The organism is Stenotrophomonas sp. Steno-C15 (genome assembly GCF_056393265.1).
On the sequence record NZ_JBWJPF010000002.1, the window covers coordinates 33782 to 59414 of the forward strand.

27 protein-coding genes are annotated in these 25633 nt (G+C 67.0%); 5 read left to right on the plus strand and 22 right to left on the minus strand.

Annotation, left to right across the window (positions count from 1 at the left end; genetic code table 11):
* Positions 1-18: 18 nt before the first annotated feature.
* The 5 genes from AC06FB_RS02105 to AC06FB_RS02125 form a co-directional block, all read right to left on the minus strand.
* Positions 19-1434 carry a cryptochrome/photolyase family protein gene (locus AC06FB_RS02105; RefSeq protein ID WP_478053331.1) on the minus strand — a complete coding sequence of 472 codons (1416 nt, stop codon included), beginning with the start codon at positions 1432-1434 and terminating at the stop codon, positions 19-21.
* A gap of 85 nt (positions 1435-1519) precedes the next feature.
* The gene (locus AC06FB_RS02110) at positions 1520-2140 is read right to left on the minus strand and encodes an inorganic diphosphatase (protein ID WP_065174967.1); all 621 of its coding nucleotides are present in this window, start codon (positions 2138-2140) and stop codon (positions 1520-1522) included.
* A 10-nt stretch (positions 2141-2150) separates the two neighbouring features.
* Positions 2151-3515, minus strand: coding sequence for a purple acid phosphatase family protein (locus tag AC06FB_RS02115; protein ID WP_478053332.1), 1365 nt, complete (start codon positions 3513-3515; stop codon positions 2151-2153).
* Positions 3512-4624, minus strand: coding sequence for an NHL repeat-containing protein (locus tag AC06FB_RS02120; protein WP_461289603.1), 1113 nt, complete (start codon positions 4622-4624; stop codon positions 3512-3514). Before AC06FB_RS02120 ends, AC06FB_RS02115 begins: the two co-directional genes overlap by 4 nt.
* Entirely contained in the window at positions 4624-7137 is a 2514-nt protein-coding gene (locus AC06FB_RS02125; RefSeq protein ID WP_478053383.1) for a TonB-dependent receptor, read from the minus strand. Before AC06FB_RS02125 ends, AC06FB_RS02120 begins: the two co-directional genes overlap by 1 nt.
* A 211-nt stretch (positions 7138-7348) precedes the next feature.
* Between AC06FB_RS02125 and upp the strand changes: the two genes are divergently transcribed.
* Entirely contained in the window at positions 7349-7981 is a 633-nt protein-coding gene (gene upp / locus AC06FB_RS02130) for a uracil phosphoribosyltransferase (RefSeq protein ID WP_053517320.1), read from the plus strand.
* Positions 7982-8033: 52 nt separating this feature from the next.
* Here upp and AC06FB_RS02135 read toward each other — a convergent pair whose 3' ends face one another.
* From AC06FB_RS02135 to rsmD, 6 genes are all read right to left on the minus strand, one after another.
* Positions 8034-8921 carry an MBL fold metallo-hydrolase gene (locus AC06FB_RS02135; protein WP_053517318.1) on the minus strand — a complete coding sequence of 296 codons (888 nt, stop codon included), beginning with the start codon at positions 8919-8921 and terminating at the stop codon, positions 8034-8036.
* A 121-nt stretch (positions 8922-9042) separates the two neighbouring features.
* Positions 9043-10773 carry a gamma-glutamyltransferase gene (gene ggt, locus AC06FB_RS02140; RefSeq protein ID WP_197600423.1) on the minus strand — a complete coding sequence of 577 codons (1731 nt, stop codon included), beginning with the start codon at positions 10771-10773 and terminating at the stop codon, positions 9043-9045.
* Complete coding sequence (locus tag AC06FB_RS02145; protein ID WP_053517316.1) at positions 10770-11051, minus strand: YfhL family 4Fe-4S dicluster ferredoxin; 282 nt, start codon at positions 11049-11051, stop codon at positions 10770-10772. The genes ggt and AC06FB_RS02145 overlap by 4 nt, the downstream gene beginning before the upstream one ends.
* Positions 11052-11183: 132 nt before the next feature.
* Complete coding sequence (locus AC06FB_RS02150; protein ID WP_053517314.1) at positions 11184-11675, minus strand: hypothetical protein; 492 nt, start codon at positions 11673-11675, stop codon at positions 11184-11186.
* 58 nt (positions 11676-11733) lie between these two features.
* The gene (coaD, locus tag AC06FB_RS02155) at positions 11734-12243 is read right to left on the minus strand and encodes a pantetheine-phosphate adenylyltransferase (protein ID WP_053517312.1); all 510 of its coding nucleotides are present in this window, start codon (positions 12241-12243) and stop codon (positions 11734-11736) included.
* 26 nt (positions 12244-12269) lie between these two features.
* Positions 12270-12848 carry a 16S rRNA (guanine(966)-N(2))-methyltransferase RsmD gene (rsmD, locus tag AC06FB_RS02160; RefSeq protein WP_053517311.1) on the minus strand — a complete coding sequence of 193 codons (579 nt, stop codon included), beginning with the start codon at positions 12846-12848 and terminating at the stop codon, positions 12270-12272.
* A gap of 636 nt (positions 12849-13484) precedes the next feature.
* Here rsmD and htpG point away from each other — a divergent pair.
* Positions 13485-15377 (plus strand): molecular chaperone HtpG, encoded by a 1893-nt coding sequence (gene htpG / locus AC06FB_RS02165; protein ID WP_053517309.1) that lies wholly within the window; start codon positions 13485-13487, stop codon positions 15375-15377.
* A 70-nt stretch (positions 15378-15447) separates the two neighbouring features.
* On the opposite strand, the gene AC06FB_RS02170 is transcribed toward htpG, so the two are convergent.
* The gene (locus AC06FB_RS02170; RefSeq protein ID WP_180876286.1) at positions 15448-15747 is read right to left on the minus strand and encodes a hypothetical protein; all 300 of its coding nucleotides are present in this window, start codon (positions 15745-15747) and stop codon (positions 15448-15450) included.
* A 129-nt stretch (positions 15748-15876) separates the two neighbouring features.
* Between AC06FB_RS02170 and ftsY the strand changes: the two genes are divergently transcribed.
* Genes ftsY through AC06FB_RS02185 form a run of 3 tightly spaced genes read left to right on the plus strand, consistent with a single transcriptional unit; the run spans position 15877 to position 18558 of the window.
* Entirely contained in the window at positions 15877-17178 is a 1302-nt protein-coding gene (gene ftsY, locus AC06FB_RS02175; RefSeq protein WP_180876285.1) for a signal recognition particle-docking protein FtsY, read from the plus strand.
* Positions 17171-18283 carry an A/G-specific adenine glycosylase gene (gene mutY / locus AC06FB_RS02180; protein WP_368866062.1) on the plus strand — a complete coding sequence of 371 codons (1113 nt, stop codon included), beginning with the start codon at positions 17171-17173 and terminating at the stop codon, positions 18281-18283. Before ftsY ends, mutY begins: the two co-directional genes overlap by 8 nt.
* A 5-nt stretch (positions 18284-18288) precedes the next feature.
* Positions 18289-18558: an oxidative damage protection protein gene (locus AC06FB_RS02185; RefSeq protein ID WP_053517303.1), complete on the plus strand. Its 270-nt coding sequence runs from the start codon at positions 18289-18291 to the stop codon at positions 18556-18558.
* 18 nt (positions 18559-18576) lie between these two features.
* On the opposite strand, the gene AC06FB_RS02190 is transcribed toward AC06FB_RS02185, so the two are convergent.
* The 10 genes from AC06FB_RS02190 to AC06FB_RS02235 form a co-directional block, all read right to left on the minus strand.
* Complete coding sequence (locus AC06FB_RS02190) at positions 18577-19026, minus strand: DUF6491 family protein (RefSeq protein WP_053517332.1); 450 nt, start codon at positions 19024-19026, stop codon at positions 18577-18579.
* Positions 19027-19132: 106 nt separating this feature from the next.
* Positions 19133-19951, minus strand: coding sequence for an ATP-binding cassette domain-containing protein (locus AC06FB_RS02195; RefSeq protein WP_065174957.1), 819 nt, complete (start codon positions 19949-19951; stop codon positions 19133-19135).
* Positions 19944-21185: a lipoprotein-releasing ABC transporter permease subunit gene (locus AC06FB_RS02200; protein WP_478053333.1), complete on the minus strand. Its 1242-nt coding sequence runs from the start codon at positions 21183-21185 to the stop codon at positions 19944-19946. The genes AC06FB_RS02195 and AC06FB_RS02200 overlap by 8 nt, the downstream gene beginning before the upstream one ends.
* Positions 21186-21208: 23 nt before the next feature.
* The gene (locus AC06FB_RS02205; protein ID WP_081279720.1) at positions 21209-21658 is read right to left on the minus strand and encodes a hypothetical protein; all 450 of its coding nucleotides are present in this window, start codon (positions 21656-21658) and stop codon (positions 21209-21211) included.
* Positions 21609-21857: an FAD assembly factor SdhE gene (locus AC06FB_RS02210; protein WP_053517299.1), complete on the minus strand. Its 249-nt coding sequence runs from the start codon at positions 21855-21857 to the stop codon at positions 21609-21611. The genes AC06FB_RS02205 and AC06FB_RS02210 overlap by 50 nt, the downstream gene beginning before the upstream one ends.
* Positions 21858-21947: 90 nt before the next feature.
* Positions 21948-22733: a succinate dehydrogenase iron-sulfur subunit gene (locus tag AC06FB_RS02215; RefSeq protein ID WP_478053334.1), complete on the minus strand. Its 786-nt coding sequence runs from the start codon at positions 22731-22733 to the stop codon at positions 21948-21950.
* A gap of 67 nt (positions 22734-22800) precedes the next feature.
* Positions 22801-24591: a succinate dehydrogenase flavoprotein subunit gene (sdhA, locus tag AC06FB_RS02220; RefSeq protein ID WP_111185438.1), complete on the minus strand. Its 1791-nt coding sequence runs from the start codon at positions 24589-24591 to the stop codon at positions 22801-22803.
* Between the two features lie 31 nt (positions 24592-24622).
* Positions 24623-25009 carry a succinate dehydrogenase, hydrophobic membrane anchor protein gene (gene sdhD / locus AC06FB_RS02225; RefSeq protein ID WP_053517295.1) on the minus strand — a complete coding sequence of 129 codons (387 nt, stop codon included), beginning with the start codon at positions 25007-25009 and terminating at the stop codon, positions 24623-24625.
* Entirely contained in the window at positions 25006-25398 is a 393-nt protein-coding gene (gene sdhC / locus AC06FB_RS02230; protein ID WP_004153151.1) for a succinate dehydrogenase, cytochrome b556 subunit, read from the minus strand. Before sdhC ends, sdhD begins: the two co-directional genes overlap by 4 nt.
* 56 nt (positions 25399-25454) lie before the next feature.
* Positions 25455-25625 carry a DUF1674 domain-containing protein gene (locus tag AC06FB_RS02235; protein ID WP_074901279.1) on the minus strand — a complete coding sequence of 57 codons (171 nt, stop codon included), beginning with the start codon at positions 25623-25625 and terminating at the stop codon, positions 25455-25457.
* Between the last annotated feature and the right edge of the window lie 8 nt (positions 25626-25633).

The following is a 25633-nucleotide window of genomic DNA, read 5'->3' on the forward strand; positions in this document are numbered from 1 at the left end:
GAACCCCGCGGCGGCGCTTTACCCCGCTCCCGACTGGCGGTAGGCGGCGAGCGCTGCATCCCGGCCGGCGGCCAGATCCACCAGGGGGCTGCGCGGATACTCCGGCGCGTGCTCGGCCAGCCACTGCGGATGCTGCCACGGCGCGAAGCGCGCCTTCACCGGCAGCGCCGCCAGTTCCGGTACCCAGCGGGTGATGTAGCGCGCCTGAGGATCGAACTTTTCGGCCTGGGTGACCGGATTGAACACGCGGAAGTAAGGCGCTGCATCCGCACCGGTACCGGCCACCCACTGCCAGCCCATCGTGTTGTTGGCCAGGTCGGCATCGACCAGTGTGTCCCAGAACCAGCGTGCGCCATGCAACCAGTGCGCGCGCAGGTGCTTGCACAGGTAGCTGGCGACGATCATCCGCACCCGGTTGTGCATGTAGCCGGTATGCCACAGCTCGCGCAGGCCGGCATCCACGATCGGTACACCGGTGTTGCCGCGCTGCCAGTCATGCAGCTGACCGGCGCTGGGCGTGGCCCATGGAAAGCGGTCGAAGCGCGGGTTGAGGCTGCCGGTCGGGGTCTCCGGAAAGTGATGCAGCAGGTGGTAGGCGAAGTCACGCCAGCCCAGTTGCCGCAGGTAACCGTCGATGTCGGCGTCGGTGCCGGCGCTGCGCAACCCTTCCAGCGCCTGGGCGATGCGCCAGGGCGCGATCTCGCCGAAGTGCAGGTGCGGTGACAGCCGCGAGGTACCGACCCGGTCCGGCAGGTCGCGCTGCGCGCGATAGCCTCGCAGCGCGCCGTCCTCGAACACCGAAAGCGCCTCCAGCGCGCCGGCCTCTCCCGGCTGCCAGTGCTCCCAGAAGCCCTCGTCCCAGCCGAGCGCCGGTGCCAGCCCGAGCGCCTGCAGCGACTCGCCTTCGACGGCATGCGTTGCCAGTGCCGCGGGCGCCGCCTGCAGCCCGGGCAGGCGCCAGTGACTGAGCACGTTGCGCCAGTAAGGGGTGAACACCTTGTACGGCTGCCCCTGCTGGGTGGCGATGTCCCACGGCTCGAACAGCAGACTGCCGTTGCAGCTCTGCGCATCGATGCCCTGCTCGCGCAGCGTGCGCTTGATGGAGGCATCACGTGGCTGGGTGGCGGGCTCGTACTTGCGGTTCCAGTACACCGCCGTGGCACCGGTCCGTGCGATCAGTGCCTGCAGCACCGGCAGGCTGTCGCCGATCTGCAGCACCAGGGAAGAACCGCGGCCACGCAGATCCGCATCCAGCGCGGCAAGCGAGCGATGACGCCACGCGTTGGATGCCGCTCCCGGGGCCCACTCGCCTTCTTCGTGCGGCGCGTGGATGTACACCGGGACCACATCGTGCCCCGCATCCAGTGCGGCCTGCAGGGCCGGATTGTCCTGCAGCCGCAGGTCGCGACGGAACCAGACCAACGCTACCGACACGTGCACCGCCTTTGCTGTGGAAGGCGGCCATGATAGCCAGCACAGGTGAAGACCGCGCAGGGGTGCAACGCCGTCCGCAGCCGGACTACTTCCCGGCGTCGAAACGCTGCATGGCTTCGCGGATCAGCGTACGCGCCTCGGCCGCGTTGCCCCAGCCCTGCAGCTGCACCGGGTTGCGTCCGGCTGGCAGATCCTTGTACACGCGGAAGAACGCCTCGATGCGCTGCCGCTCGATCTCCGGCAGATCGGCCAGATCGCGGACGCCTGCATAGCTCGGATCAACCTTGTCGGTCGGCACGCCGATGACCTTCTCGTCATGTTCGCCGCCATCGATCATCTTCAGATAGCCGATCGGGCGGAAGCGGATGATCACGCCGGGATGCAGGGGCTCACGGGTCAGCACCAGCGCGTCCAGCGGATCGTTGTCGCCCGCCAGCGTGCGCGGCATCGAACCATAGTTGGCCGGATAGGCCACCGGCATCGACTGGAAGCGGTCGACGTGGACCAGCCCGTCGTCCTTGATCTCATACTTGGTGAAGCTGCCAGCGGGAATTTCCACGGCCAGGTTCACCTCCTGCGGTGCCTGCTGCGGCTGGGCCGCCAGGAACGGATGCAGCACCGCATCAGCGGCGGCCACCGCACCGGCCAGCAACAGCAGGGCGGCACCGATGGCAGCAAGAGGAACGATGCGTCGGGGCATGGTCATCGGCGTCTCCTTATTCCCAGCAACGGTCGGCGCGACCCTTGGCAGTCTGCGCGCGCGGGCAGTCGCGTGGCGTGATGCGGCCGTCGGTCAGCTCCGTGCGCTGCTTGCCCCCGCTGGCGTCGCGGCGCAGCTCGAAAGCATCGTACAGCTGCCCGGTCACCGTGCGCGCCTCATAGCGCAGGTGCTGCGGATCGATGCGCAGCACCTGGAACAGCTGGGTGTCCTCGGCCACCGGGGCCATCGTCCTTCGGGCTTCATCGGAAAGACGGTACTGCTTCGGTCCCGCCACGGTCACCACGTACTGTGGTGTGGCGGCCTGTCCTTCGCCACGGCGGCCATAGGTGTGGTCGTGCCCCTGCAGCACCAGATCCACCTGGTGACGACGCACCACCGGCAGCAGCACGTCACGCAATGCGGCGTTCTCGCGGCCTTCGCGCGGCGAGTAGAAGGGCTGGTGCAGCAGTACGATGGTCCACGGCTGCGGATTGCCGGACAGCACCTTGTCCAGCCAGTGTGCCTGGGCCTGGGCGGTGCCGAGATCGAGTGCCGAGGTTCCATCAAGCACCGCCACGCGCACGCCCTGCGCATCGAACCAGTAGCTGGTCTGCTGCGCGGCAGCGGCGCCATTGCCCGGCAGTGCGAAGGTCACCGGCCAGTGCCGGCCCAGCACACGGCGTTCCTGCGGAGTGTCCTCGAACTCCTCGAAATACTCGTGATTGCCGATGGCAGGCGCCACCAGTGTTTCCTGCGCCAGCCAGCCGGTGGCGGCGAACCATTCGCCCCATTCACTGTCGTCCACACCGTCGCCGCCGCTGACCAGGTCACCCGCGAACAGGCTCAGGCGAGCGTCCGGTGCCGCCTTCTGCGCGGCCCGGATCACTCGGCTGACGTGACTGAGATTCTTGTTCTGGGTATCGCCGAAGTACAGCAGCGTCAGCGGCTGCCCGGCGGTGGCCAGCGTGCGCAGCTGGTTCCATGCACTCCAGCCTGCCCTGCCCTGCACACGGTAGATGTATGCGGTATCCGGCTGCAGGCCATCGATGTCAACGCGGTGATGGTGCGACAGGCCGTTCTCGGTCTGCAGCGCCTGCGTGGTCGCGCGCAGCGCGCGAATGCCTTCGATGGCCGGCGAATCGCCGGCACGCGCGATCTCCAGCAGTGGCGCCTGTACGCTGCCATCCGTACGCCAGGCTACGGCGAATCCGTGGCTGGGGTCGGCCGAGGGCGAAGCAACGATACGATCCGGCAGTGGCGATGCCGCATAGTGGCGGCTGCCCGCAGGCACCTGCGTGTTGGGTTCGACCGCCGCGGTGACCAGCAGAGGCAGGGCCAGCAGCAGGCTGGCGACGAACGCGCGCGTGCTGTGCCGCCTCATGCGCCACACTCCAGCGGCAGCGCCAGCTGCCTGGCAATGCTTTCCCAGTCAAAGGCGACCACGCCCTGATCGTCATGCACCGCATACAGCGCACCGTGCGGGAACCGCGTGCTGGGCTGCTGCATCAGCCAGATGCCATCGGTGTTGGCCACGGTATTGCCCTGGAAGGCACCGACCGGCTTCAGCGTGTGCCGATCGAACAGATGGAACACGCTGCGCTGCTTGCCCTGCTCGGTGGTGATCCACCAGCCGTCCTTGCCGCAGGTCCGCAGGGTCACCCCTTCGGCCTGCGCCTTGAACACGTCACGGCCGAAGGTGGTGCCGGTGAAGCGGCCTGCCAGCGTATAGACCTTGAACTCGCTGGCGTAGCTCTCATCCTCTTCGGCAATCAGCAGACGGTCGTTGTCCGGATCGCCCCAGATCGATTCGACCACGCGCAGCGCACCGGCCTCACTGGTGTCGCCGATGTCGGCGATGCGCTTCGCGTCGATCTTCGCGCCGTCGCGGGAAACGTGGTACTGGCGCACGCGCTTGTCCAGTTCCGCCAGCGGCGGCAGGATGTCGCGGCCCTGTGCGTCCTCGCCGTTGTCCCAGGAGTCCGTGACGTAGACGCTGTAGCCGTCCGCCCTGCGATCGACCCACAGCCCATAGGGCTTGCGCAGATCTTCGGCAGCGAACGTCGCCAGTGGTATGAAGTCCGGCAGGGACAGGACCTGGACCCGGTGATTGTCGCGTTCCACGATCCACAGCAGGTCGTCGGTCACGGCGATGCCATTGGGGCGATCGAACTGTCCCAGGCCGGTACCGGTGGCACCGACGTCGCGCAGGTGACGGCCGGTGCTGCCGTCATACACCACCAGTTTGTCGGTGGCCTTGGCGGTGGCGATCAGCCAGATCTGCCCGTCCGGCGTGCGCCAGGTTGCGGGCGAATCGATGTTGTCGGCGGGCGTGAGTGGCGAGACGAACGCCTCGGCAACGGTGGCCACCGTGCGCGCCGGAGGCGTCGGCGACGCCGCATGTGCCGCCGGCGCACGGTCGGCCGCTGGCGTGCAGCCCACGACCAGCGCGGTTGCGATCGCTGCCACGAGCCCCGGAATGTGCCGCCCCATCACAGCGCCACCTTCAGGCCCAACGCATAGGTGCGGCCATATTCTTCCATCTGCAGCGTGCGCGAGCGCGTGCCCTGGTACAGCTCCAACGGCTTGTCCAGCAGGTTCTGCGCCTCGAAGTACAGGCTGACGCGCGGGCTGAAGCGATAATCCAGCGAGAAGTCGAGCTGCGTGTTGGGTGCCACGTAGATGTCGAATGCACGGCCCTTGCCGATGCTGTCCAGATATTCGCTGCGGTACACCGCAGCCAGGCGGGTGCTCAGGCCATATTTCTCGTAGCCGACGTGCGCGCTGTACACGTGCTTGGAGGCACGCGGCAGCGTGAAGTCCTCGCCGGCACGGTCCGCGATGCCGGCATCGAATTCGGTATCCAGCCAGGTGCCGCTGGCCCCGACCAGAAGACCGTCGAAGCCTGCCGGCAGGAAGGCCAGCTGCTGCTGCCAGTTGAACTCGGCGCCGCGTACCGTGGCCTTGCGGCCATTGATCGGCTGGGTCACGTCGAAGCCGTCGTAGTCCGGATCATTGGTACGCACGGTTTCCACGATATAGCCGTCGATGGACTTGTGGAACAGGCCAAGCGAAACGATGCCGGTGCTGCCGATGTACTTTTCCACCGACAGGTCGATGTTCTTCGACTCGTACGGATCCAGCTCGGGATTGCCCAGCCGCACTTCCTCGTCGCCGCGGCTGTAGCCCACACGGGGCGAAACGTCGCCGAAGGACGGGCGCGAGACGGTCTTGTTGGCCGAGGCGCGCAGCACCCAGTCATCGGCTGCGTCGTAGCGCAGATGCAGGCCCGGCAGCACATTGGTGTAGCTGTTGTTGGCCACGCGCGGGGTGACGGTAAAGCTGCGCCCGTTGGCCGCCACCTCGACCTGGTTGCCCACCGCCTTGAAACGGGTGTTCTCCACGCGTGCGCCGCCGATGATGCGCAGCGCGCCGATATCCCAGGTCCCCATCGCATAGCTGGCGAAGATGTCTTCGCTGGCCACATAGTCCTCTTCCAGCGATGCCAGGGCATTGGCGCCGGCATCCTGCGGCCGGGCGCTGTACTGGCTGCCATTGGCCGCCCAGTAGGCCCGCATCGCCGCCGAATCCATGCCATCGCCCAGGTTGCCATGGCGATGCTCGGGGGCCGACGTGGTCCAGCTCGACAGTGCCACCTTCGGGCCCACCCGCAGCTCACGCTCGTCGGTATTGACATCGCGGTCGCGCCAGCGGCCCAGCAGGCCGAACTTCAGGCTGCTGCTGTCGCCGTCGAAGCGTACGTTGACCTGCGCGCTGTGCTCCTTGTCGTTGACCTGCTTGGGCGAAAGCACGAAGCGGTCGAAGGCGTAGTTGCCGTTGTCCAGCCACTGCGGGTTGTCGAAACTGTAGGTCGGCAGCCGGCTGCGCTGGTCCAGGGTGCCGTTGAAGTCATCACCATCCAGTGTGAACCGCGCCTCCATCTCGTCGTTCACCCGCTCCTCGGTGCGGGTGTAGCCGATACGGTAATCGACCACCGCGCTGGTCAGCCGGTTCTCGCCACCGAGGCTGGCTGCGAAGGTGTTCTCCTTCTTGGTGCGGTAACGCATGCGCTTGTCGATCGCATCGCCCGGCATGTCATCTAGCCGGTACTGGTCGGTGCCGGTGCGCACCATGTCGGCATCGTCGAAATTGAAGATCACCCGCTGGCGGGTCTCGGCATCGTCGAACTGGCTGTACAACGTGCGCAGGTAGTACTTGCTGTCTTCATTCGGGCGCCAGTCCAGGTTGAGGTTGGCGCCGATGCGCTTGCGCTCGATCTCGTACTTGCGGTGCTGCAGGTTGATCGCGGTGACATCCCCCGGTGCAGCATCATCCTCGCCGTCGTACTCCACTTCGGTGTTGTCCGATTCAAACCTGCGCTTCTGGTAGTTCACGCCCAGCGCGATGCCGAACGTATCGGCGAACACTTCGCTGTAGTTGAAGGCGGCCTTCGGGCTGGTTTCGCCCGAGAGCTGCTGGTGGCTGCCTTCGATCTTGGCACGCAGGCTGCGCCCGTCGCGATCGAATGCCGAGGCCGATTCGACCAGGACCGCACCGCCGATCGCGTCGCCGGGCATGTCCGGGGTCGGCGACTTGACTACGCGCAGCCGCTCGGTGGAGTCGGAGGGAATGACATCCAGCGGTGCAGCGCGGCTGGAGTCCTCCGGCGTACCCACGGCGATTCCATCGACGCTGACGCTGTTGAGGTTGGCGTCCAGGCCCCGGATGACCACGAAACGGCCTTCGCCCTGGTCGCGGGTGACGCTGATGCCGGGTAGACGCTGCAGCGATTCGGCCACGTTCTTGTCCGGATACTGGCCAAGGGCGTCGGAAGACACGGCGTCTTCGATCGCGTCGCTGCTGCGCTTCAGATCGACCGCGCGGATCTGCGATTCGAGCTGCGCACGCACCTCGACGCGGTCCAGGTCGATCGCATCGACCGCCGCTGCCCCCGTGGCGGCGACCGTCTGCTGCGCGGCGGCCTGCAGCGGAGCGCTGGCCCCCATCGCCAGGGTCAGCGTGATGGCAACGGCCAACGGAGTCTTGATATGCACTGGGAATCCCCATTCCTGTTAAGAATGGGTCTGGACGGTATGTCCGCAAGGTTGCATGGCCATGACAGACGCCCTCGATCCGCGCCCGCTGGCTGCGCTCCGTTTGGGGTTCCGCACCCCGATCCGGCAGAATGATCGCCTCTCCCTTCCCCCCTTTCCGACCATGAAGATCGTCGAAGTGCGCCACCCGCTGGTGCAGCACAAGATCGGCCTGATGCGCAACGCCGCGCTCAGCACCAAGGATTTCCGCGAACTGGCCAACGAGCTGGGCACGCTGCTGGCCTATGAGGCCACCGCTGACCTGGACACCGAGCCGCACACCCTGCCCGGCTGGGCCGGTCCGGTGACCGTGCAGCGCATCGCTGGCGCCAAGATCACCGTGGTGCCGATCCTGCGGGCCGGCCTGGGCATGCTCAGCGGCGTACTGTCGCTGATCCCTGCCGCCCGCGTGAGTGTGGTCGGCCTGCAGCGCGATGAGGAAACCCTGCAGCCGGTGCCGTACTTCGAGCGCCTCACCGGGCGCCTGGAAGAGCGCGATGCGCTGATCCTGGACCCGATGCTGGCCACGGGCGGCACCCTGATCGCCACCATCGACATGCTCAAGCGGGCCGGTGCGCGACGCATCAAGGGCATTTTCCTGGTCGCCGCTCCGGAGGGCATCGACGCGGTCAAGGCAGCGCATCCGGATGTGGAGATCTACACGGCGGCAATCGACGCCCAGCTCAACGAAAAGGGCTACATCCTGCCGGGCCTCGGCGACGCGGGCGACCGCATCTTCGGCACCCGCGTCGGCTGACCGGTGCGACGGGGTCAGATCCCTTTCGCAGAAAGGGCTCCGACCCCGGCACTCACCCCAGCGCGCGCGCCTTCAGTTCACCCTGCTCGTGCAGGGTCACGAAACGCCCCTTGTCGTCGCGACCCAGCTGGGCCAGTGCGACCTGCGGGTCGTGGGTAAAGAACAGATGCACGTTGCGCGCCAGCTTGTCCTCCAGGAACTGCCGCTTCTCGTCGATCAGCAGTTCCGCGTTGCGGTCATATCCCATGGTGATCGGCACGTGCACCCACGAGCGCCCCGGAATCAGGTCAGCGCAGAACACCACACCACCGCGCGCGACCTCGCCTGCATGCCCATGGCCGACGATCTCGGCCAGCATCAGCCCCGGCGTATGACCATCGCTGTAGCTGAAACGCACGCTGCTCCCCAGCGCCCGGGAGAACTCGCCGTCGACCACTTCCAGGCGCCCACTGGCCTGCAGCAGCCCGGGCAGCTCCGGGATGAAACTGGCGCGGTCGCGCGGGTGCGGCTGAAGTGCGCGCTGCCAGTGCTGTGCACCGACCACATAGGTGGCATTGGGAAACAGCAGTTCGGGCTCGCGCCCCTCGCTCCATGCTGCCAGCAGGCCGCCGGCGTGGTCGAAGTGCAGGTGGCTGAGGACCACCACGTCGATGTCCTCGTGTTCGAAGCCCGCCTCACGCAGCGAATCGATCAGCACGTGCTGGCTTTCCTGCACGCCATAGCGCTCGCGCATGCGCGGATCGAAGAACGCGCCGATGCCGGTTTCAAACAGGACCGTCTTGCCTTCCAGCGGGCTGGCCAACAGCGCGCGGCATGCCAGCTCGATACGGTTCAGCTCATCCGGTGCCGCCCATTTTTCCCACAACGCACGGGGTGCGTTGCCGAACATCGCACCGCCGTCGAGGCGCTGCGAGTTACCACGAATCGACCAGAGTTTCATGCGCCGATTATCGTCGGCAGGCCGTTAAATAATCGCTAGAACGAAACTGCAGCGCCCTGCCGTTGCGGGCAGGGCGCTGCGGCTCACCGTCGGCCGGATGGTGACCCGGCGATCCCGGCCGTTACCTGCCGGGCACCACCTGGGCGCTGCCGACCGGGTTGCGCGGATCGCTGCCGCCGAACAACCGGTTGCTCCTGCGATCCCATTCCACCGTCTGCAGATTGCCCCAGACGTGGCTGGAGCCGCGGCCACCGGCGGCGACATTCCCCGGCAGATCGATCTTGTGGCCCATCGCCTGCAGCTGCTTCACGGTGGCCGCGTCGAACGCGTTGTCTTCGGCCTCGATCAGGTCCGGCAGCCACTGGTGGTGGTAGCGTGGCAGCGCGGCGACCTGCTGCGCGTCCAGGCCGGCGTCGTAACCGAGGATGCCCAGCAGCACCATGGTGATGATGCGGCTGCCGCCGGGGGTGCCCAGCACCACGACCTTGTCGGCGTTCTCCATGAAGGTCGGCGTCATCGAGCTGAGCATGCGCTTGCCCGGCTTCGGTGCGTTGGCCTCGTAGCCCATCACGCCGAACGCATTGGGCGTGCCCGGCTTCAGCGCGAAATCATCCATCTCGTTGTTCAGCAGCACACCGGTGCCCTTGGGTATCAGGCCCGAGCCGTACAGCAGGTTGACGGTCTGGGTGGCGCCGACGCGGTTGCCATCACGGTCGATGATCGAGAAATGGGTGGTCTCGTCGTCCTCCAGCGGCGTCGGATTGCCCGACAGCAGGTCGCTGGGCGTGGCCTTCTCCGGATGGATGGTGGCACGCAGGCCCTGCGCGTAATCCTTGCTGGTCAGCACTTTCTGCGGGATCTGCACGAAGTCCGGATCGCCCAGGAAGAACGTGCGGTCGCGGTAGGCGCGCCGCATCGATTCGACTACCAGATGGGCGCGGTGCGCCGGATCCATCTGCTTGATGTCCCAGCCTTCGAGGATCTGCAGCATGCTGGCCAGGGCGATGCCACCGGACGACGGCGGCGGCGCCGTGGTGATCTTCCAGCCGTTGTAGTCGAAGACGATCGGCTCGCGCTGCTTCACCCGGTAGCCGGCCAGCTCCTCGGCGGTCCAGCGGCCACCGGCCTGCTTCACTCCGGCCAGCAGCAGCTTGCCGGTCTGGCCCTTGTAGAAGCCATCGAAGCCACCTGCCGCCAGCCGCTCCAGCGTCTGCGCCAGTTCCGGCTGCCGGAACACATCACCGGTGGCGATCGGCCTGCCGTTGCGCAGGTACACCTCGCGGGTCCCGGGGTAACGCTCCATCACCTCGCGGCGCGAGGCATAGCCCTTGGCCATCCGCTCGTACACCGGGAAGCCGTCGCGGGCGATGCGGATGGCCGGTTGCAGCGAAACCGCCAGGGGCAGCCTGCCGTGCCGGGCCGAAAGCTCCACCAGCGCCGCAGGCAGGCCAGGGATACCCGCCGACCAGGCGCCGTTGACCGAGCGGTCGCGGTCCAGGTTGCCCTTCCCGTCGAGGAAGGCCTGCGGCGTGGCAGCAGCCGGCGCGGTCTCGCGCGCATCCAGCATCACGTCCTTGCCGGTGGCCGCATCATGCAGCAGGAAGAAGCCGCCACCGCCCAGGCCGGAACTGATCGGCTCGACCACCGCCAGCGTCGAGGACACCGCCACCGCGGCGTCGAACGCGTTGCCTCCCTGCGCAAGGATGTCGACGCCGGCCTGGGTGGCCAGCGCGTGGCCGCTGGCAATGGCAGCGCCATCGGGACGTTCGGCACGGGCCGGCGCATCGGCCCAGGCAAGCGGGCTCAGCAACAGGCCGAGCAGCAACACGGGACGGGCGAGCAGCGTCTTCATTCGGATGGGGGCTCCGCGTAGAGTTCGGGATGATCGTGCTGCAGCCGGCGCAGTTTGGCCAGCAGCTGGTCTTCCGTTTCCACGATCTCCGGGTCCGGATCGATGCATTCGACCGGGCAGACGACCACGCACTGTGGCTCGTCGAAATGGCCCACGCACTCGGTACAACGGGCGGGGTCGATCACGTAGATGGTTTCACCCATCGCAATGGCCTGGTTCGGGCAGGCCGGCTCGCAGACGTCGCAGTTGACGCAGAGCTCATTGATTTTCAGCGACATGGCGATACTCCTCGCCCGCGCCTTGGGACAAAGGACCGGCCAGCGCGGGCGCGCGGGCCGGTCAGGTCATCGGTGGCGCCCGCTACAGGCGCCACCCGGGCCACGTTGCAACGTGGCCGCCACGGCTCGGTCTTACTTGGCTTCGACGAAAATGTACTCGGCACCGGTCGGCTGCACGGCCGCCTGCACGCGGGCGTTGTCGGCCGACTGGCCGATGAAGACGACGCGCACGCCCTTCATCGAATCCGGCGACACGTCCTTGAACACGGCCTGGATCATGTCCGCCATCTTGCCCGAGGCCGACGAACCGAAGGCCAGCATGTTGCCCGGCTGCACGCCACGGGCCACGGCCTGGGTCGCGCTCTCGGTCTGGCGCTCGTACTTGGCCTGGAAGTCCGGGTCCGATTCCGGCGAGAGGTAGTACAGGAACGGGCTGTTGGAGATGTTGCCCATGTTCTGGATGGCGACTTCCTGCAGGTACTTCTTCCAGCCTGCGTCGTCGTCCTTGGACGGGGCGACCAGCGCCTGCTTGGCTTCGTCGACCGGAGCGGCCTCTTCCTTCTTGCAGGCGGTGAAGGCCAGGGCCAACGAGGCGATCAGCATCGCGCGCATGGTGGTGTTCATGGTTTCCTCCCGGAATGGTGCGTGGTGTTGTACGTAAGGGGTGCGGGTACGGCGGGGCTTATGACTGGGTCGATTTCGCCTCGCGGACCCTGCGCAGGGCTTCAAGCACCGCGGCCGGCACGAAGCCGGACACGTCGCCGCCCAGGCGCGCGATCTCGCGGACCAGCGAAGACGAAATGAAGCTGTGCTGCTCGGCCGGCGTCAGGAACAGGGTCTCGACTTCCGGGATCAGGTGGCGGTTCATGCTCGCCATCTGGAACTCGTATTCAAAGTCCGACACCGCGCGCAGGCCGCGCAGCAGGACACCGCCCTGGACGGAGCGTACGAAATGGGCCAGCAGGGTATCGAACCCGCAGACCTCGACGTTGCCATGGTGGCCCAAGGCATCCCGGGCCAGCTGCACGCGCAGTTCCAGCGGCAGGGTCGGCCCCTTGGACGGGCTCTGCGCCACGCCGACCACGACCTTTTCAAACAGCGGCGCGGCCCGGTTCACCAGGTCGATATGACCGTTGGTGATCGGATCGAACGTGCCGGGGTAGACGGCAATGCGGCGGTTGGCCACGGTCATGGGCGGTTGCAGATGTTCAGATGAAGTCAAAGTGTAGCAGCGGCGCGGCGGTACAGGGCAAAGCGCACCTCACGGGTGCCGCCCTCGCGGTGCAGCAGCCAGTCCGGCGGCAGCACCGGGACGTGACCGGCCGGCGACTCCAGGTAGAGCCAGGCGTCGGCTGCCAGATGCCGCGGCAGCTGGGCCAGCACGTCCTGCCAGAGGCCATCGGCGAACGGCGGGTCGATGAACACCAGATCCGCCTGCTGCGCGGGAGCGCCCTGCAACCAGCGCAGGGCATCGGCCTGGACCACGGTGATCTGCGCGCTGGCCTGCAGCTTGGCGACGGCGGCCGACAGATTGCGGCCGAGCTGGGCATCGCGCTCGACCAGGGTGGCGTGAGCGGCACCGCGCGAGACGGCTTCCAGACCCAGCGCGCCGCTGCCGGCAAACAGGTCCAGCACGCGGGCCCCGGCCAGTCGGGGCATCAGCCAGTTGAACAGGGTCTCGCGTACGCGGTCACTGCTGGGCCGCAGGCCCGGCAGGTTCGGCACCGGCAGGCGGGTATTGCGCCAGCGCCCGCCGATGATGCGGACCTGGCCGTCATTGCCCCCACGGCCGCTCATCGGCGCCACCTGCGGGGGGTGTTCGAGAATTTCAGCATGAGCGGGATTGTAGTTCGGCCGGGCGGCGCCCGGCACCCGCAGAAGCCAGAGCAACGGCTGGAGCAACGGCTGGAGCAACGGCAAAGGCTGGTTTCCTGGGGGTTGGCGGGGTGGGTCAGGTTGTGGGGGACGCCGTGAACCCATCCTTGGGGGCTTGGCCGCGGCATCCATGCCGCGGACACCCCCACAACCTGACCCACTCCGCCTTCGACAGTTCGCTGCGATCTGCAGATCCACGCCATGCGTGGATGAAGATCTGTCAGATATCGAAGGAATTGATCAGATCAGAAGTCCAGCCGTTGTCACCGTCACCGGTGACCTGTCAGAGGCGGGGCGGTGTGGGGTGGCAGGACCGTTGGCGCCATGGATGGCGCCATCGAGCCCCCATGGACGGGTTTACGGCGTGTCCTGCCACCCCACACCGCCCCGCCAAGCAAGCAGACAACCCAGAGCCGCCTTGGCCCTGGCTTTTGCTCTGGCCTCTGCGGGTGCAGGGCGCCGCCCTGCCCGACCAACCCCCTTGATTTCGGGACAATCACCCCTACCCCTTGGCGAGGCCGCACGCGCTGGCGCGGCATTGCACACGGAGCCCTATCGATGACCGAGACGACCCAGACCGAAACCCTTGGCTTCCAGACCGAAGTCAAGCAGCTGCTGCAGTTGATGATCCACTCGCTGTACTCCAACAAGGAGATCTTCCTGCGCGAGCTGGTGTCCAATGCCGCCGACGCGGCCGACAAGCTGCGCTTCGAGGCGCTGACCCAGCCGTCCCTGCTGGAAGACGACAGCGACCTGCGCGTGCGCGTCAGTTTCGACCCGGCCGCCCACACCATCACCATCGAGGACAACGGCATCGGCATGAGCCGCGCCGAGGCCATCGCCCACCTCGGCACCATTGCCAAGTCCGGCACCGGCGACTTCCTGCGCCAGCTGTCCGGCGACCAGAAGAAGGACTCGCAGCTGATCGGCCAGTTCGGTGTCGGCTTCTACAGCGCGTTCATCGTCGCCGACGAAGTCGAAGTCACCTCGCGGCGGGCCGGCCTGGCCAGCAGCGAAGGCGTGCGCTGGACCTCGCGCGGCGAAGGCGACTTCGATGTCGCGACCCTCGACAAGCCCGAGCGCGGCACCCGCATCGTGCTGCACCTGAAGGACGGCGAACACGACTTTGCCGATGGCTGGCGCCTGCGCAGCATCCTCAAGAAGTACTCCGACCACATCGGCCTGCCGATCCAGATGCCGAAGGAGGGGGGTGAAGAGGGCGCGGCGGTCGAATGGGAAACCGTCAACCGTGCCAGCGCGCTGTGGACCCGTCCGCGCACCGAGATCAGCGACGCCGAGTACAGCGAGTTCTACAAGCACGTGGCACACGACCACAGCGATCCGCTGGCGTGGAGCCACAACAAGGTCGAAGGCAAGCTGGAGTACACCTCGCTGCTGTACGTGCCGGGCCGTGCACCGTTCGATCTGTATCACCGCGATGCGCCCAAGGGCCTGAAGCTGTATGTCCAGCGGGTGTTCGTGATGGACCAGGCCGAGCAGTTCCTGCCGCTGTACCTGCGCTTCATCAAGGGCGTGGTCGATTCCAACGACCTGTCGCTGAACGTCTCGCGCGAGATCCTGCAGTCCGGCCCGGTCATCGATTCGATGAAGGCCGCGCTGACCAAGCGCTCGCTGGACATGCTGGAGAAGCTGGCAACCGACAAGCCCGAGCAGTACGCCACGTTCTGGAAGGAATTCGGCCAGGTGCTGAAGGAAGGACCGGCCGAGGACTACAACAACCGCGAGAAGGTGGCCGGCCTGCTGCGCTTCGCCTCCACCCGTGGCGAGGGCGATGCCCAGACCGTCTCGCTGGCCGACTACATCGGTCGCATGGCCGAAGGCCAGGACAAGATCTACTACCTGACCGGCGAGAGCTACAGCCAGGTCCGCAACAGCCCGCACCTGGAAGTGTTCCGCAAGAAGGGCGTGGAAGTGCTGCTGCTGACCGACCGCATCGACGAATGGCTGATGGGTTACCTGACCGACTTCGACGGCAAGGGCTTTGTCGACATCGCCCGTGGCGACCTCGACCTCGGCGCGCTGGAGACCGAGTCGGACAAGCAGGAACAGGAAGCGGCGGCCAAGGACAAGCAGGCCCTGATCGAGCGGCTGAAGGCGGTGCTCGGCGACGACGTGGCCGAAGTCCGCGTGTCGCACCGGCTGACCGATTCGCCAGCGGTGCTGGCCATCGGCGAACAGGATCTGGGGCTGCAGATGCGCCAGATCCTGGAAGCCAGCGGCCAGAAGGTGCCTGACAGCAAGCCGGTGCTGGAGATCAATCCGGGGCACCCGTTGATCGCCAAGCTCGATGGCGAGGCCGATGGTGATCGTTTCGATGATCTCGGCCGCGTGCTGTTCGACCAGGCCGCGCTCGCGGCCGGCGACAGCCTGAAGGACCCGGGCGCCTACGTTGCGCGCCTGAACAAGCTGCTGCTGGAACTGTCGGCCTGACACGCTGGGTGGTCGCCGGGCATGGCCCGGCGCTGCCAGGCGCTGGCTGTCATCTGCCAGGCCGGGCTGCTCAGGCCCGGCGATCCAGCAGCGACCCCAGCATCTGGTCCTGGCGGCGGACCAGCGAAGCGTTGGCGGCGAAGGCCACCACCTCCGCGTTTGCCGCCAGCAGATCAGCCAGCGGCGCGGCGGGATCGGCGCCGGCAGCGGTCACCCGGGTCTGCACCCCACCCTGTTCCACCGCCGCGCGCTGCAACTGCAGGCGCGGCGCATCGGCTGTCGCCAGGTTGGCCACGTTGTGCGCGGCCACCTGCACGCCTTGTGCTGCGGCCCGCATGCCGCTCCAGGCCGTTGCCATCACGTTGTCCATGGCGGTCTCCGGGCCGCCCGGTGCAGCCCTCCGAAGCCATTAGCGGCTGGCCGGCCGCGACCTTGAGTCCACATCGGGCAGACGGGCCCGGGTGGTAGCATATCCCTCTGATTTCAGCGCCTTTTGCCAATGCTCAGTTTTTTCCGCCGCAAGAAGCCCCAGGACGCCGCCACACCGGACGCGCCCAAGACCCAGCACTACTCGGCTGAAGAGCTGGCGGCGGCATTCCCGTCGGCCGCGCCCGTCGAGGACACCACGGTCGTAGCCGACGCCCCGCCAGCCGTGGCTCCGGCTGAGGCGGTGCCCGTCCCGGCGCCGCCCGCCACTGCCCCGGCGTCCCCGCCGGCGCCGGCAGCGACCGAACGCGTCCTGGCACCGGAAGACTTCGAGGCCGAGGCACGTGCCGCCGCCGCCGTGCTCGCCCCGCTGGCTCCGGTGATTCCCGCACAGCAGCCCTCCGCACCGGCCGCCGACCTGCCGGTGCTGGTGGATGCCGCACCGGCCCCCGCCGGCAAGTCCGGCTGGCGCGAACGCCTGCGCAACAGCGTCATCGCGCGCAGCTTTGGCGGCCTGTTCTCGCGCAATCCCAAGCTCGACGATGACCTGCTGGACGAACTGGAAACCGCGCTGATCACCGCCGATGTCGGCGTCGGTGCGACCACCGAGCTGGTCGAAGGCCTGCGCAGACGCATGAAGGCACGTGAGTTCGCCGATGCCAACGCACTGCTGGGCGCACTGCGTGCCGACCTGATCGCGATCCTGCAGCCGGTCGCCAGGCCACTGGTGATCGATCGCAACGCCAGGCCCTTCGTGGTGCTGACCGTTGGCGTCAACGGTGTCGGCAAGACCACCACCATCGGCAAGCTGGCCAAGCGCTTCAAGGACGACGGGCACAGCCTGATGCTGGCCGCCGGCGATACCTTCCGTGCCGCTGCCGTGGCCCAGCTGCAGGCCTGGGGCGAGCGCAACGGCGTGGCCGTGGTGGCCCAGGGCCAGAACGCCGACGCCGCCTCGGTGGCCTACGACGCGCTGCAGGCCGGCAAGGCGCGCGGCACGTCGGTGCTGATTGCCGATACCGCCGGCCGCCTGCATACCCAGTCCGGCCTGATGAACGAGCTGGGCAAGATCCGTCGTGTGCTCGGCAAGATCGATCCCGCTGCGCCGCACGAGGTGCTGATGGTGATCGACGGCACCACCGGCCAGAACGCGCTGTCGCAGCTGCGCCAGTTCAACGCCGCGGTGAACGTCACCGGCCTGGTGGTGACCAAGCTGGACGGCACCGCAAAGGGCGGCGTGGTGTTCGCACTGGCCCGCGAGTTCGGCATTCCGATCCGTTTCGCCGGCATCGGTGAGCGCCCGGAAGATCTGCGTGAATTCGATCCGGAAGCCTTCGTCGACGCGCTGCTGCCCGAAGCGCTTGGCAGTGCCTGAGGCCACCGTCGTGCCCGCGGGCGACCCGTTCGTCGCCCGCCTGCTGCACTGGTTCGACGACCACGGCCGCCACGACCTGCCCTGGCAGCATCCGCGCAGCCCCTATAGGGTCTGGTTGTCGGAGATCATGCTGCAGCAGACCCAGGTGGCCACGGTCATCCCCTACTTCCAGCGGTTCCTGCAGCATTTCCCGACCCTGCCCGCGCTGGCCGCGGCCAGCAACGATGCAGTGATGGCGCAATGGGCCGGGCTGGGCTACTACGCCCGTGCGCGCAACCTGCATGCGGCGGCCCAGCGCTGCGTGGAACTGCATGACGGCGAACTGCCGCGTGATTTCGACGCGCTGCATGCGCTGCCCGGCATCGGCCGCAGCACCGCAGGCGCGATCCTCAGCCAGGCCTGGAACGACCGGTTTCCGATCCTCGACGGCAACGTCAAGCGCGTGCTCAGCCGGTATCACGGCATCGAAGGCTTCCCCGGCCTGCCAGCCATCGAAAGGCAGTTGTGGGCCATCGCCGAAGCGCACGCGGCCCAGGTGCCGGATGGCCGGATGGCCGACTACACGCAGGCGCAGATGGACCTCGGTGCCACCGTGTGCAGCCGCGCCAGGCCCGCCTGCGTGATCTGCCCGCAGCAGCAGGACTGCGTGGCGCGCCGCGAAGGCCGGACCGCCGAGCTGCCCACGCCGAAGCCCGGCAAGGCCCTGCCCGAACGCGAAGCCGTGGCCCTGCTGCTGCGCGATGCCCAGCAGCGCGTGCTGCTGCAGAAGCGACCGGAGACCGGCATCTGGGCGCAACTGTGGACCCTGCCGCAGGCCGACGCCGGTGAAGCGCTGCAGGACTGGTTCGATGCACACGTGGACGGCTCGCTGGAAGATGCCGACGAGCTGCCGGTGCTGCAGCACACCTTCAGCCACTACAGGCTGCACCTGCAGATCCTGTCGCGACAGGTACGCGGCCTGCGCGTGGAAGAATCCTCGCTGCGCTGGGTCACCGCCGACGAACTGCCGGCGCTGGGCTTGCCGGCTCCCATCCGCAAGCTGCTCGATGGCACTGCGATCAAACCGCCACGACGCAGATCCAAGAAACCCCGCAACCACGAGTGAGTGCCATGCCCCGAACCGTCTTCTGCCAGTACGAACAACGCGATGCCGAGGGCCTGGACTTCGTGCCCTATCCGGGCGAACTGGGCCAGCGCATCTTCAACCACATCGGCAAACAGGCCTGGGCGGCATGGCTGGCGCACCAGACCATGCTGATCAACGAGAACCGCCTGTCACCGCGCGACCCGAAGCATCGCGCGTTCCTGGAAGGGGAACTGGTCAAGTTCCTGTTCGAGAAGGACGCGGAGAAGCCCGCCGGCTTCGTCCCGGAAGCCTGATCCGGAGATGGCGCCGGCCTAGTTCGCCGGCTCCTCGCGCTCCTGCACCTGCGCCTGCCGCAGCTCCTGTTCCGAAGCACGCAGCGCCTTCACGTCAAGCTTGCGGATGCTGCTGATGAAGCACGGCAGGCGCGGGCCTCCGGTCGGGTCCCGGACCAGCACCTTGTCGAAGCGGGCCGACACGCGGTTCATGCGGCTGGTCAGGCCAATGGCGGTCGCAAACGACAGATCCTGGCAGGGGCCGTTCAATTCCAGCAGGTAGGCCTCGCTGGGCCGGGTCCATACCGCCAGTGCACTGTCGCCCAGTTCGGTCCAGCCGTTGAGGCTGCCGAAGAACTGCATGTCATTCTGCGGTGCGCCGGCGTGCGCCCGGTACAGGTCCAGCCGCTCGGCACTGCTCAGGCGGCCGGTGGTCGCACACGCGGCCAGGGCAAGGCAGAGCCCTGCGATCACAAGCGGGGTCTTCATGTCGATCTCCACGGGGAACCGGGGCCATCATGCGCCTGCCCGGGTATGGGCGGCGAGAATCCCGGCGCCACCGTTCAGGCGCCGGGAGGTGCACGTTGCCGGCGGCTCAGACGTCGGCGTGGGCCAGCTCGTGCAGGCGCCCTTCGCGCAGTTCCAGCACCCGGTCCAGGCGCCGCGCCAGACCGCGGTCGTGGGTGACCAGCACCAGGCTGGTATGGCGGGCACGATTGAGTTCGAGCATCAGGTCGAACACGGTGCCGGCCGTGCGATCGTCCAGGTTTCCGGTCGGCTCGTCGCCCAGCACGCAGGCCGGATGATTCACCAGCGCGCGCGCCACCGCCGCACGCTGGCGCTCGCCACCGGAAAGCTCGCCCGGTTTGTGGTCCAGGCGATGGCCCAGCCCGACCGACTCCAGCAGCAAGGTTGCGCGCGCGGCCGCCTCCTCCACTTCAGGACGACCACGGACGAAGGCGGTGGCTCCGTTGACGATGCTGGCCAGCGCCGTCCCCACCACGCCCAGGCCGGCGAACATCGCCCGCTGTGACATCGGCGAATGCGAGCGGGACAGCAGCAGCGGCATCATCACGTTTTCCAGCGCGGTGAATTCCGGCAGCAGGTGATGGAACTGGTAGACAAAGCCCAGCGCCTGGTTGCGCAGCAGGCCACGCGCGGTATCCGACAGCGCCGACATGCGTTGACCGGCCACGTACACCTCGCCGGCACTGGGTACGTCCAGTCCCCCCAGCAGGTGCAGCAGCGTGCTCTTGCCGGCACCGGACGCGCCGATGATGGCCACGGTTTCACCCGCGGTGACGGTCAGGTTCAGGCCGTCGAACACCGGGGTCTGCATGCGCCCTTCGGCATAGATCTTGCCGAGGTGCTCGGCGCGGATCACTTCCTGGCCGCGGTCAAAGGCTTCATTCATAGCGCAGGGCCTCCGCCGGCTGGGTGCGTGCCGCCCGCCAGGCGGGATACAGGGTGGCCAGGAAGCTCATCAGCAGCGCGACCACGGTGATCACCACCACGTCGCCGGTCTGCATGTCCGTCGGCAGGCCGGTGATGTAGTACACGTCTTCCGGCAGCAGCTTGACGTTGAATACGCGCTCAATGGCACCGAGGATGCGTTCCAGGTTGAAGGTCAGGGTGATGCCGCCGATCAGTCCGGCCAGCGTGCCGAAGATGCCGATCAACGAGCCCTGCACCATGAACACCTGCATCACCCCGGCCGGGGTCAGGCCAAGCGTGCGCAGGATGGCGATGTCCGCCTGCTTGTCGGTGACCAGCATCACCTGCGAGGACACCAGATTGAACGCGCCCATGGCGATGATCAGCGACAGCAGGATGCCCATCACCACTTTCTCCATGCGCAGCGAGTGGTAGAGATTGGCGTTCTGCTGGGTCCAGTCACTCACGCGATAGGCGCCGCCGAGGTTCTGCGCAAGGTCCACGCCGACTTCCAGCGAGCGGTCCATGTCGTGCAGCTTCAGACGCACGCCGGTCGCGCCATCGGCGCGCAGTACGCGCTCGAGATCCTTCATGTTGGCGAAGCCGACGCCGCGGTCGACCTCGTTGTAGCCGGCCTCGAAAATACCGCTGACGGTGAAGCGTTTCATCCGCGGAACGGCGCCTGCAGGTGTGCCCTGCACTTCGGCGAAGGTCACCAGCACCTGGTCGCCGACATCGACGCCCAGCCAGATCGCCAGTTCCTTGCCCAGCAGCAGATTGAAGCTGCCGGGTTGCAGGCTGTCGTAGCTGCCCTTGACCACCTTCTGGTCGATCACCGACACCTTCGGCTCCAGTGCCGGGTCGATGCCCTGGATGATCGCACCCTGCACGCGCGGGCCGCTGATCATCGACTGGATCTCGATATAGGGTGCGGCGCCCGCCACGCGCGGGTCCTTGTTGGCCACGTCCACCACGCGCATCCAGTCCGGCATGGGCTCGCCGTCGCGACTGATGGTGGTATGCGCCGTCATCTGCAGCAGGCGGCTGCGGATTTCCTTCTGGAAGCCGCTCATCACCGCCAGGGTGGTGATCAGCACCGTAACGCCGAGCGCGATGCCCAGGATCGATGCCATCGAAATGAAGGAGATGAAGCCGTTGCGGCGCTTGGCGCGCAGGTAGCGCAGGCCGATGGCCACGGGAATGGGTTTGAACATGCAGGCACGCCGGACGATTCAGCCTATGGTGCCATCGACCGGGCTCGACGGGAAACGGCGCGTGCGGCGACGGCCAGTCGCAGTTCACGTCGCTGCCGGGCATCGAGCACATCCGGCCAGAACAGCAGCCGCCGTTGCCGCCGCCCCTGGCGCCCATGCAGCAACAGCCACGGGCCGCGGATCACCAGCTGTGGAGCGTCCAGCGCCTGCCCCGCCACCTGCAGCGGAGCGGGCAACGCCGGCAGGCACACCCTCACCTTCGGCCGGCGCAGGCGCCAGAAGAGCTCGGCCAGGCCCAGCGCCCAGACCAGCAGTACGACGGGAACCAGGGCGTCTCGGGGCAGATCCGAAGCGCGCAGCAGCCAGGGGGCTGCGAGCAGTACCGCCAGCTGGGCACCCGCCTGCAGCCGTGAAGGGCGCCACTCAAGGCTTGAGGGCGCGGATCCTGTCCATGAGCGGGATGGCGTGCGCATGCGGGCAGACCTCGTAGCCCATGAACCAGCGCCACAATTTATCGTCCTCACAGTCGAGCAGGAACAGGAAAACCTCGCGCTCTTCGGTCGGCGCAGCGCTCCATTCGCGGTCGAGGTAACGTTCGAACAGCTGGTCCAGTTCGCGCATGCCACGCCGGCAGCGCCAGCGCAGCTTCTTCAGCAGGGTCTCTTCATCCATTGCAGGCCTCCAGATACAGCGAAGCCACGCATGGCGTGGCTCGGCTGGGGTGCGTGCGGCCGCCGTCGATGCGGCCGCATGCGGGATGGATCAGGCGCGACGCTCCATCATGAGCTTCTTGATCTCGGCAATCGCCAGCGCCGGGTTCAGGCCCTTCGGGCAGGTGCGGGCGCAGTTCATGATGGTGTGGCAGCGGTACAGCTTGAACGGATCTTCCAGATCGTCCAGGCGCGCACCGGTGTCCTCATCGCGCGAGTCGATGATCCAGCGGTAGGCCTGCAGCAGGATCGCCGGACCCAGGTAACGCTCGCCGTTCCACCAGTAGCTCGGGCAGCTGGTCGAGCAGCAGGCGCACAGGATGCACTCGTACAGGCCATCGAGCTTCTTGCGGTCTTCCGGCGACTGCAGGCGCTCGCGATCCGGCGGCGCCGGGGTCTGCGTGCGGATCCACGGCTTGATCGAGGCGTACTGCGCGTAGAAGTGGGTCAGGTCCGGAACCAGATCCTTGACCACGTTCATGTGCGGCAGCGGGTAGATCGGCACTTCCTTCTTGCCGCAGTCCGCGATGGCGCGGGTGCAGGCCAGCGTGTTGGTGCCGTCGATGTTCATCGCGCACGAACCGCAGATGCCTTCGCGGCAGGAGCGACGGAAGGTCAGGGTCGGATCGATCTCGTTCTTGATCTTGATCAGCGCGTCCAGGACCATCGGGCCGCAGGCGTCCAGATCGACCTCATAGGTATCGGTGCGCGGATTGCTGTCGTCGTCCGGACTCCAGCGGTAGATCTTGAAGGTACGCACGTTCTTGCCGCCGTTCTGGACGGGGAAGTGCTGGCCCTTCGTGATCTTGGAATTCTTGGGGAGTGAAAACTCGGCCATGGCTGCTCTCGTTGGCTCAGGCGGCCCGCGCCCTCAAGGCGCGGATTGCATGGTAGGCGGGGTCGGATCAGTACACGCGCGGCTTCGGCGGCACCACGGACACGTCATCGGTCAACGTGTACATGTGCACCGGACGGTAGTCGAAGCTGCACTTGCCCTTCTCGTCGACGCTGACCAGGGTGTGCTTCTGCCAGTTGACGTCGTCGCGGTCCGGGAAGTCCTCGTGCGCATGCGCGCCGCGGCTTTCCTTGCGCTGTTCGGCCGAGTTGATCGTCGCCACCGCGTTGAGCAGCAGGTTGTTCAGCTCGTAGGTCTCGATCAGGTCCGAGTTCCACACCAGCGAACGGTCCGAGACCTTCACGTCCTGGAACGAATCGAAGATCTTGTCCATCTTCTCGCAGCCTTCCTTCAGCGTCTGGCTGGTGCGGAAGACGGCCGCGTCGGCCTGCATGGTGCGCTGCATGCGGTCGCGGATGACCGAGGTCGGGGTGTCGCCGTTGGCGTGGCGCAGCTTGTCCAGCAGGCCCAGCGCCTTGTCGCAGGCATCGGACGGCAGCGGCTTGTGCGCCGCGCCCGGCTTGATGGTCTCGGCACAGCGGTTGGCCACCGCGCGGCCGAACACCACCAGATCCAGCAGCGAGTTGGAGCCCAGGCGGTTGGCGCCGTGCACGGACACGCAGGCGGCTTCGCCGATGGCGTACAGGCCCGGCACCACGGCATCGGGGTTGTCGCCGACCTTGCGCACCACTTCACCGTGGTAGTTGGTCGGGATGCCACCCATGTTGTAGTGCACGGTCGGGATGACCGGGATCGGCTGCTTGTGCACGTCGACGCCGGCGAAGATGCGGGCGCTCTCGGCGATGCCCGGCAGCTTGTCATCGATCACGCCCGGGCCCAGGTGGGTCAGGTCGAGCAGGATGTGATCCTTGTGCTCGCCGACACCGCGGCCTTCGCGGATCTCGATGGTCATCGAACGGCTGACCACGTCGCGCGATGCCAGATCCTTGTAATGCGGTGCATAGCGCTCCATGAAGCGCTCGCCGCTGCTGTTGCGCAGGATGCCACCTTCACCGCGGACACCCTCGGTGATCAGGCAGCCGGCGCCGTAGATGCCGGTCGGGTGGAACTGCACGAACTCCATGTCCTGCATGGCGATGCCGGCACGCATGGCCAGGCCGCCACCGTCGCCGGTGCAGGTATGCGCGGAAGTTGCGCTGAAATAGGCTCGGCCGTAGCCGCCGGTGGCCAGTACCACGCCCTGGGCGCGGAACAGGTGCAGCGTGCCGTCGGACATGTCCAGGGCCAGCACGCCGCGGCAGACGCCTTCGTCGTCGAAGATCAGGTCGAGCGCGAAGTACTCGATCATGAAGCGCGCGTCGTGCTTCAGCGACTGCTGGTACAGCGTATGCAGCATCGCGTGGCCGGTACGGTCGGCCGCCGCGCAGGTGCGCTGCGCCGCCGGGCCTTCGCCGTACTTGGTGGTCATGCCACCGAACGGGCGCTGGTAGATCTTGCCTTCGGCGGTACGCGAGAACGGCACGCCGTAGTGCTCGAGCTCGATGATGGCCGGAATGGCCTCACGGCACATGTATTCGATGGCGTCCTGGTCGCCCAGCCAGTCCGACCCCTTGATGGTGTCGAAGAAGTGGTAACGCCAGTCGTCCTCACCCATGTTGCCGAGCGCGGCGGAGATACCGCCCTGGGCGGCGACGGTGTGCGAACGGGTCGGGAAGACCTTGGTCAGGCACACGGTCTGCAGGCCCTTGGCGGCCAGGCCGAACGTGGCACGCAGGCCGGCGCCGCCGGCGCCCACCACGACCATGTCGTACTTGTGTTCGGTGATCTTGTAAGCGGACATCTAGTCTGGATTCCTGTGTAGGTGCCTGGGCTCAGGCAACGCCGAGGGCGATGCGGCCCACCGCGAACACACTGACGATCATGCCGAGCACGGCGACGAACTTCACCGCGGTCTGCAGCACCAGGGCCAGCAGCGATTCGTGGATGTAATCTTCCAGCACGACCTGCATGCCGAGCTGTGCGTGCCAGAACATGGCGATCAGCAGGCCGATCAGCGGCACCGCGTTCCACGGCTTGGCGATGGCAGCAGTGGCGGTCGCGTAGTCGGAACCCAGCAGGCCCAGCACGAAGACCAGGAACCAGATCCCCAGCACCACCAGGGCGGCGGCGGTCAGGCGCTGGTGCACGAAGTGCTCGGTGCCGGTCTTGGCCGAACCCAGGCCACGCACGTTCTTCAGCGGAGTACGGAACTTGCTCACGCGGCACCTCCAAACATCACGTAGGCCCACACCAGCAGGGTGATCACCAGGCTGCCGATGACCGACAGCCAGCTGCTGCGGATGAAGGCGGGGATGCTGAAGCCGATGGCGAAGTCCTGCACCACATGGCGGATGCCATTGCACAGGTGATAGGCGAACGACCATGTCCACGCGAACAGGAACACGCGGCCATACCAGGCCCCGGCATGGCCGGTGAAGCAGTTCCACGAATCGGGCCCCATCATCAGGGCCAGCAGGCCCGCAGCGATGATGAGGGCACCAACAGACAGAAAGACGCCAGTGGCTCGATGCAGGATCGAGGTGGCCATCTGAATCTGCCAGCGATACACCTGAAGGTGCGGGGAAAGTGGGCGTTGTCTGGTCGCCATTCGCTGGGCTCGTTGTCTCGGCTGGGCGGCACGCGGCCGCGTTGGCTCAATGCTGATCAGAAATCGATGCAGCGTCCGTTTTTCTCCCAATCGCCATACCGCACCGGATCGAGTCCGCCGCGGCCGCCGAATTCCTCTGCCTTTTCCTGTTCCACGGGCACGGGTGCCGCAGGGACCAGCGGGGCTTCAGTTTCGTCGTCGGGAGTGGGGGTTGTTTGGCCTATCATGGTCGGTC

Excerpts from the sequence above, each read along its gene's own strand:
- AC06FB_RS02135 (WP_053517318.1), bottom strand. The coding sequence starts at position 8,921 with ATGAAACTCTGGTCGATTCGTGGTAACTCGCAGCGCCTCGACGGCGGT.
- sdhC (WP_004153151.1), bottom strand. The coding sequence starts at position 25,398 with ATGGCGACCAGACAACGCCCACTTTCCCCGCACCTTCAGGTGTATCGC.
- AC06FB_RS02210 (WP_053517299.1), bottom strand. The coding sequence starts at position 21,857 with ATGGATGAAGAGACCCTGCTGAAGAAGCTGCGCTGGCGCTGCCGGCGT.
- AC06FB_RS02215 (WP_478053334.1), bottom strand. The coding sequence starts at position 22,733 with ATGGCCGAGTTTTCACTCCCCAAGAATTCCAAGATCACGAAGGGCCAG.
- AC06FB_RS02185 (WP_053517303.1), top strand. The coding sequence starts at position 18,289 with ATGCCCCGAACCGTCTTCTGCCAGTACGAACAACGCGATGCCGAGGGC.
- AC06FB_RS02145 (WP_053517316.1), bottom strand. The coding sequence starts at position 11,051 with ATGTCGCTGAAAATCAATGAGCTCTGCGTCAACTGCGACGTCTGCGAG.
- AC06FB_RS02110 (WP_065174967.1), bottom strand. The coding sequence starts at position 2,140 with ATGACCATGCCCCGACGCATCGTTCCTCTTGCTGCCATCGGTGCCGCC.
- upp (WP_053517320.1), top strand. The coding sequence starts at position 7,349 with ATGAAGATCGTCGAAGTGCGCCACCCGCTGGTGCAGCACAAGATCGGC.
- AC06FB_RS02235 (WP_074901279.1), bottom strand. The coding sequence starts at position 25,625 with ATGATAGGCCAAACAACCCCCACTCCCGACGACGAAACTGAAGCCCCG.
- htpG (WP_053517309.1), top strand. The coding sequence starts at position 13,485 with ATGACCGAGACGACCCAGACCGAAACCCTTGGCTTCCAGACCGAAGTC.
- rsmD (WP_053517311.1), bottom strand. The coding sequence starts at position 12,848 with ATGAGCGGCCGTGGGGGCAATGACGGCCAGGTCCGCATCATCGGCGGG.
- AC06FB_RS02170 (WP_180876286.1), bottom strand. The coding sequence starts at position 15,747 with ATGGACAACGTGATGGCAACGGCCTGGAGCGGCATGCGGGCCGCAGCA.
- AC06FB_RS02190 (WP_053517332.1), bottom strand. The coding sequence starts at position 19,026 with ATGAAGACCCCGCTTGTGATCGCAGGGCTCTGCCTTGCCCTGGCCGCG.
- ftsY (WP_180876285.1), top strand. The coding sequence starts at position 15,877 with ATGCTCAGTTTTTTCCGCCGCAAGAAGCCCCAGGACGCCGCCACACCG.
- AC06FB_RS02200 (WP_478053333.1), bottom strand. The coding sequence starts at position 21,185 with ATGTTCAAACCCATTCCCGTGGCCATCGGCCTGCGCTACCTGCGCGCC.
- sdhA (WP_111185438.1), bottom strand. The coding sequence starts at position 24,591 with ATGTCCGCTTACAAGATCACCGAACACAAGTACGACATGGTCGTGGTG.
- AC06FB_RS02195 (WP_065174957.1), bottom strand. The coding sequence starts at position 19,951 with ATGAATGAAGCCTTTGACCGCGGCCAGGAAGTGATCCGCGCCGAGCAC.
- AC06FB_RS02150 (WP_053517314.1), bottom strand. The coding sequence starts at position 11,675 with ATGAACACCACCATGCGCGCGATGCTGATCGCCTCGTTGGCCCTGGCC.
- AC06FB_RS02115 (WP_478053332.1), bottom strand. The coding sequence starts at position 3,515 with ATGAGGCGGCACAGCACGCGCGCGTTCGTCGCCAGCCTGCTGCTGGCC.
- AC06FB_RS02205 (WP_081279720.1), bottom strand. The coding sequence starts at position 21,658 with ATGCGCACGCCATCCCGCTCATGGACAGGATCCGCGCCCTCAAGCCTT.
- ggt (WP_197600423.1), bottom strand. The coding sequence starts at position 10,773 with ATGAAGACGCTGCTCGCCCGTCCCGTGTTGCTGCTCGGCCTGTTGCTG.
- AC06FB_RS02125 (WP_478053383.1), bottom strand. The coding sequence starts at position 7,137 with ATGGGGGCCAGCGCTCCGCTGCAGGCCGCCGCGCAGCAGACGGTCGCC.
- coaD (WP_053517312.1), bottom strand. The coding sequence starts at position 12,243 with ATGACCGTGGCCAACCGCCGCATTGCCGTCTACCCCGGCACGTTCGAT.
- AC06FB_RS02120 (WP_461289603.1), bottom strand. The coding sequence starts at position 4,624 with ATGGGGCGGCACATTCCGGGGCTCGTGGCAGCGATCGCAACCGCGCTG.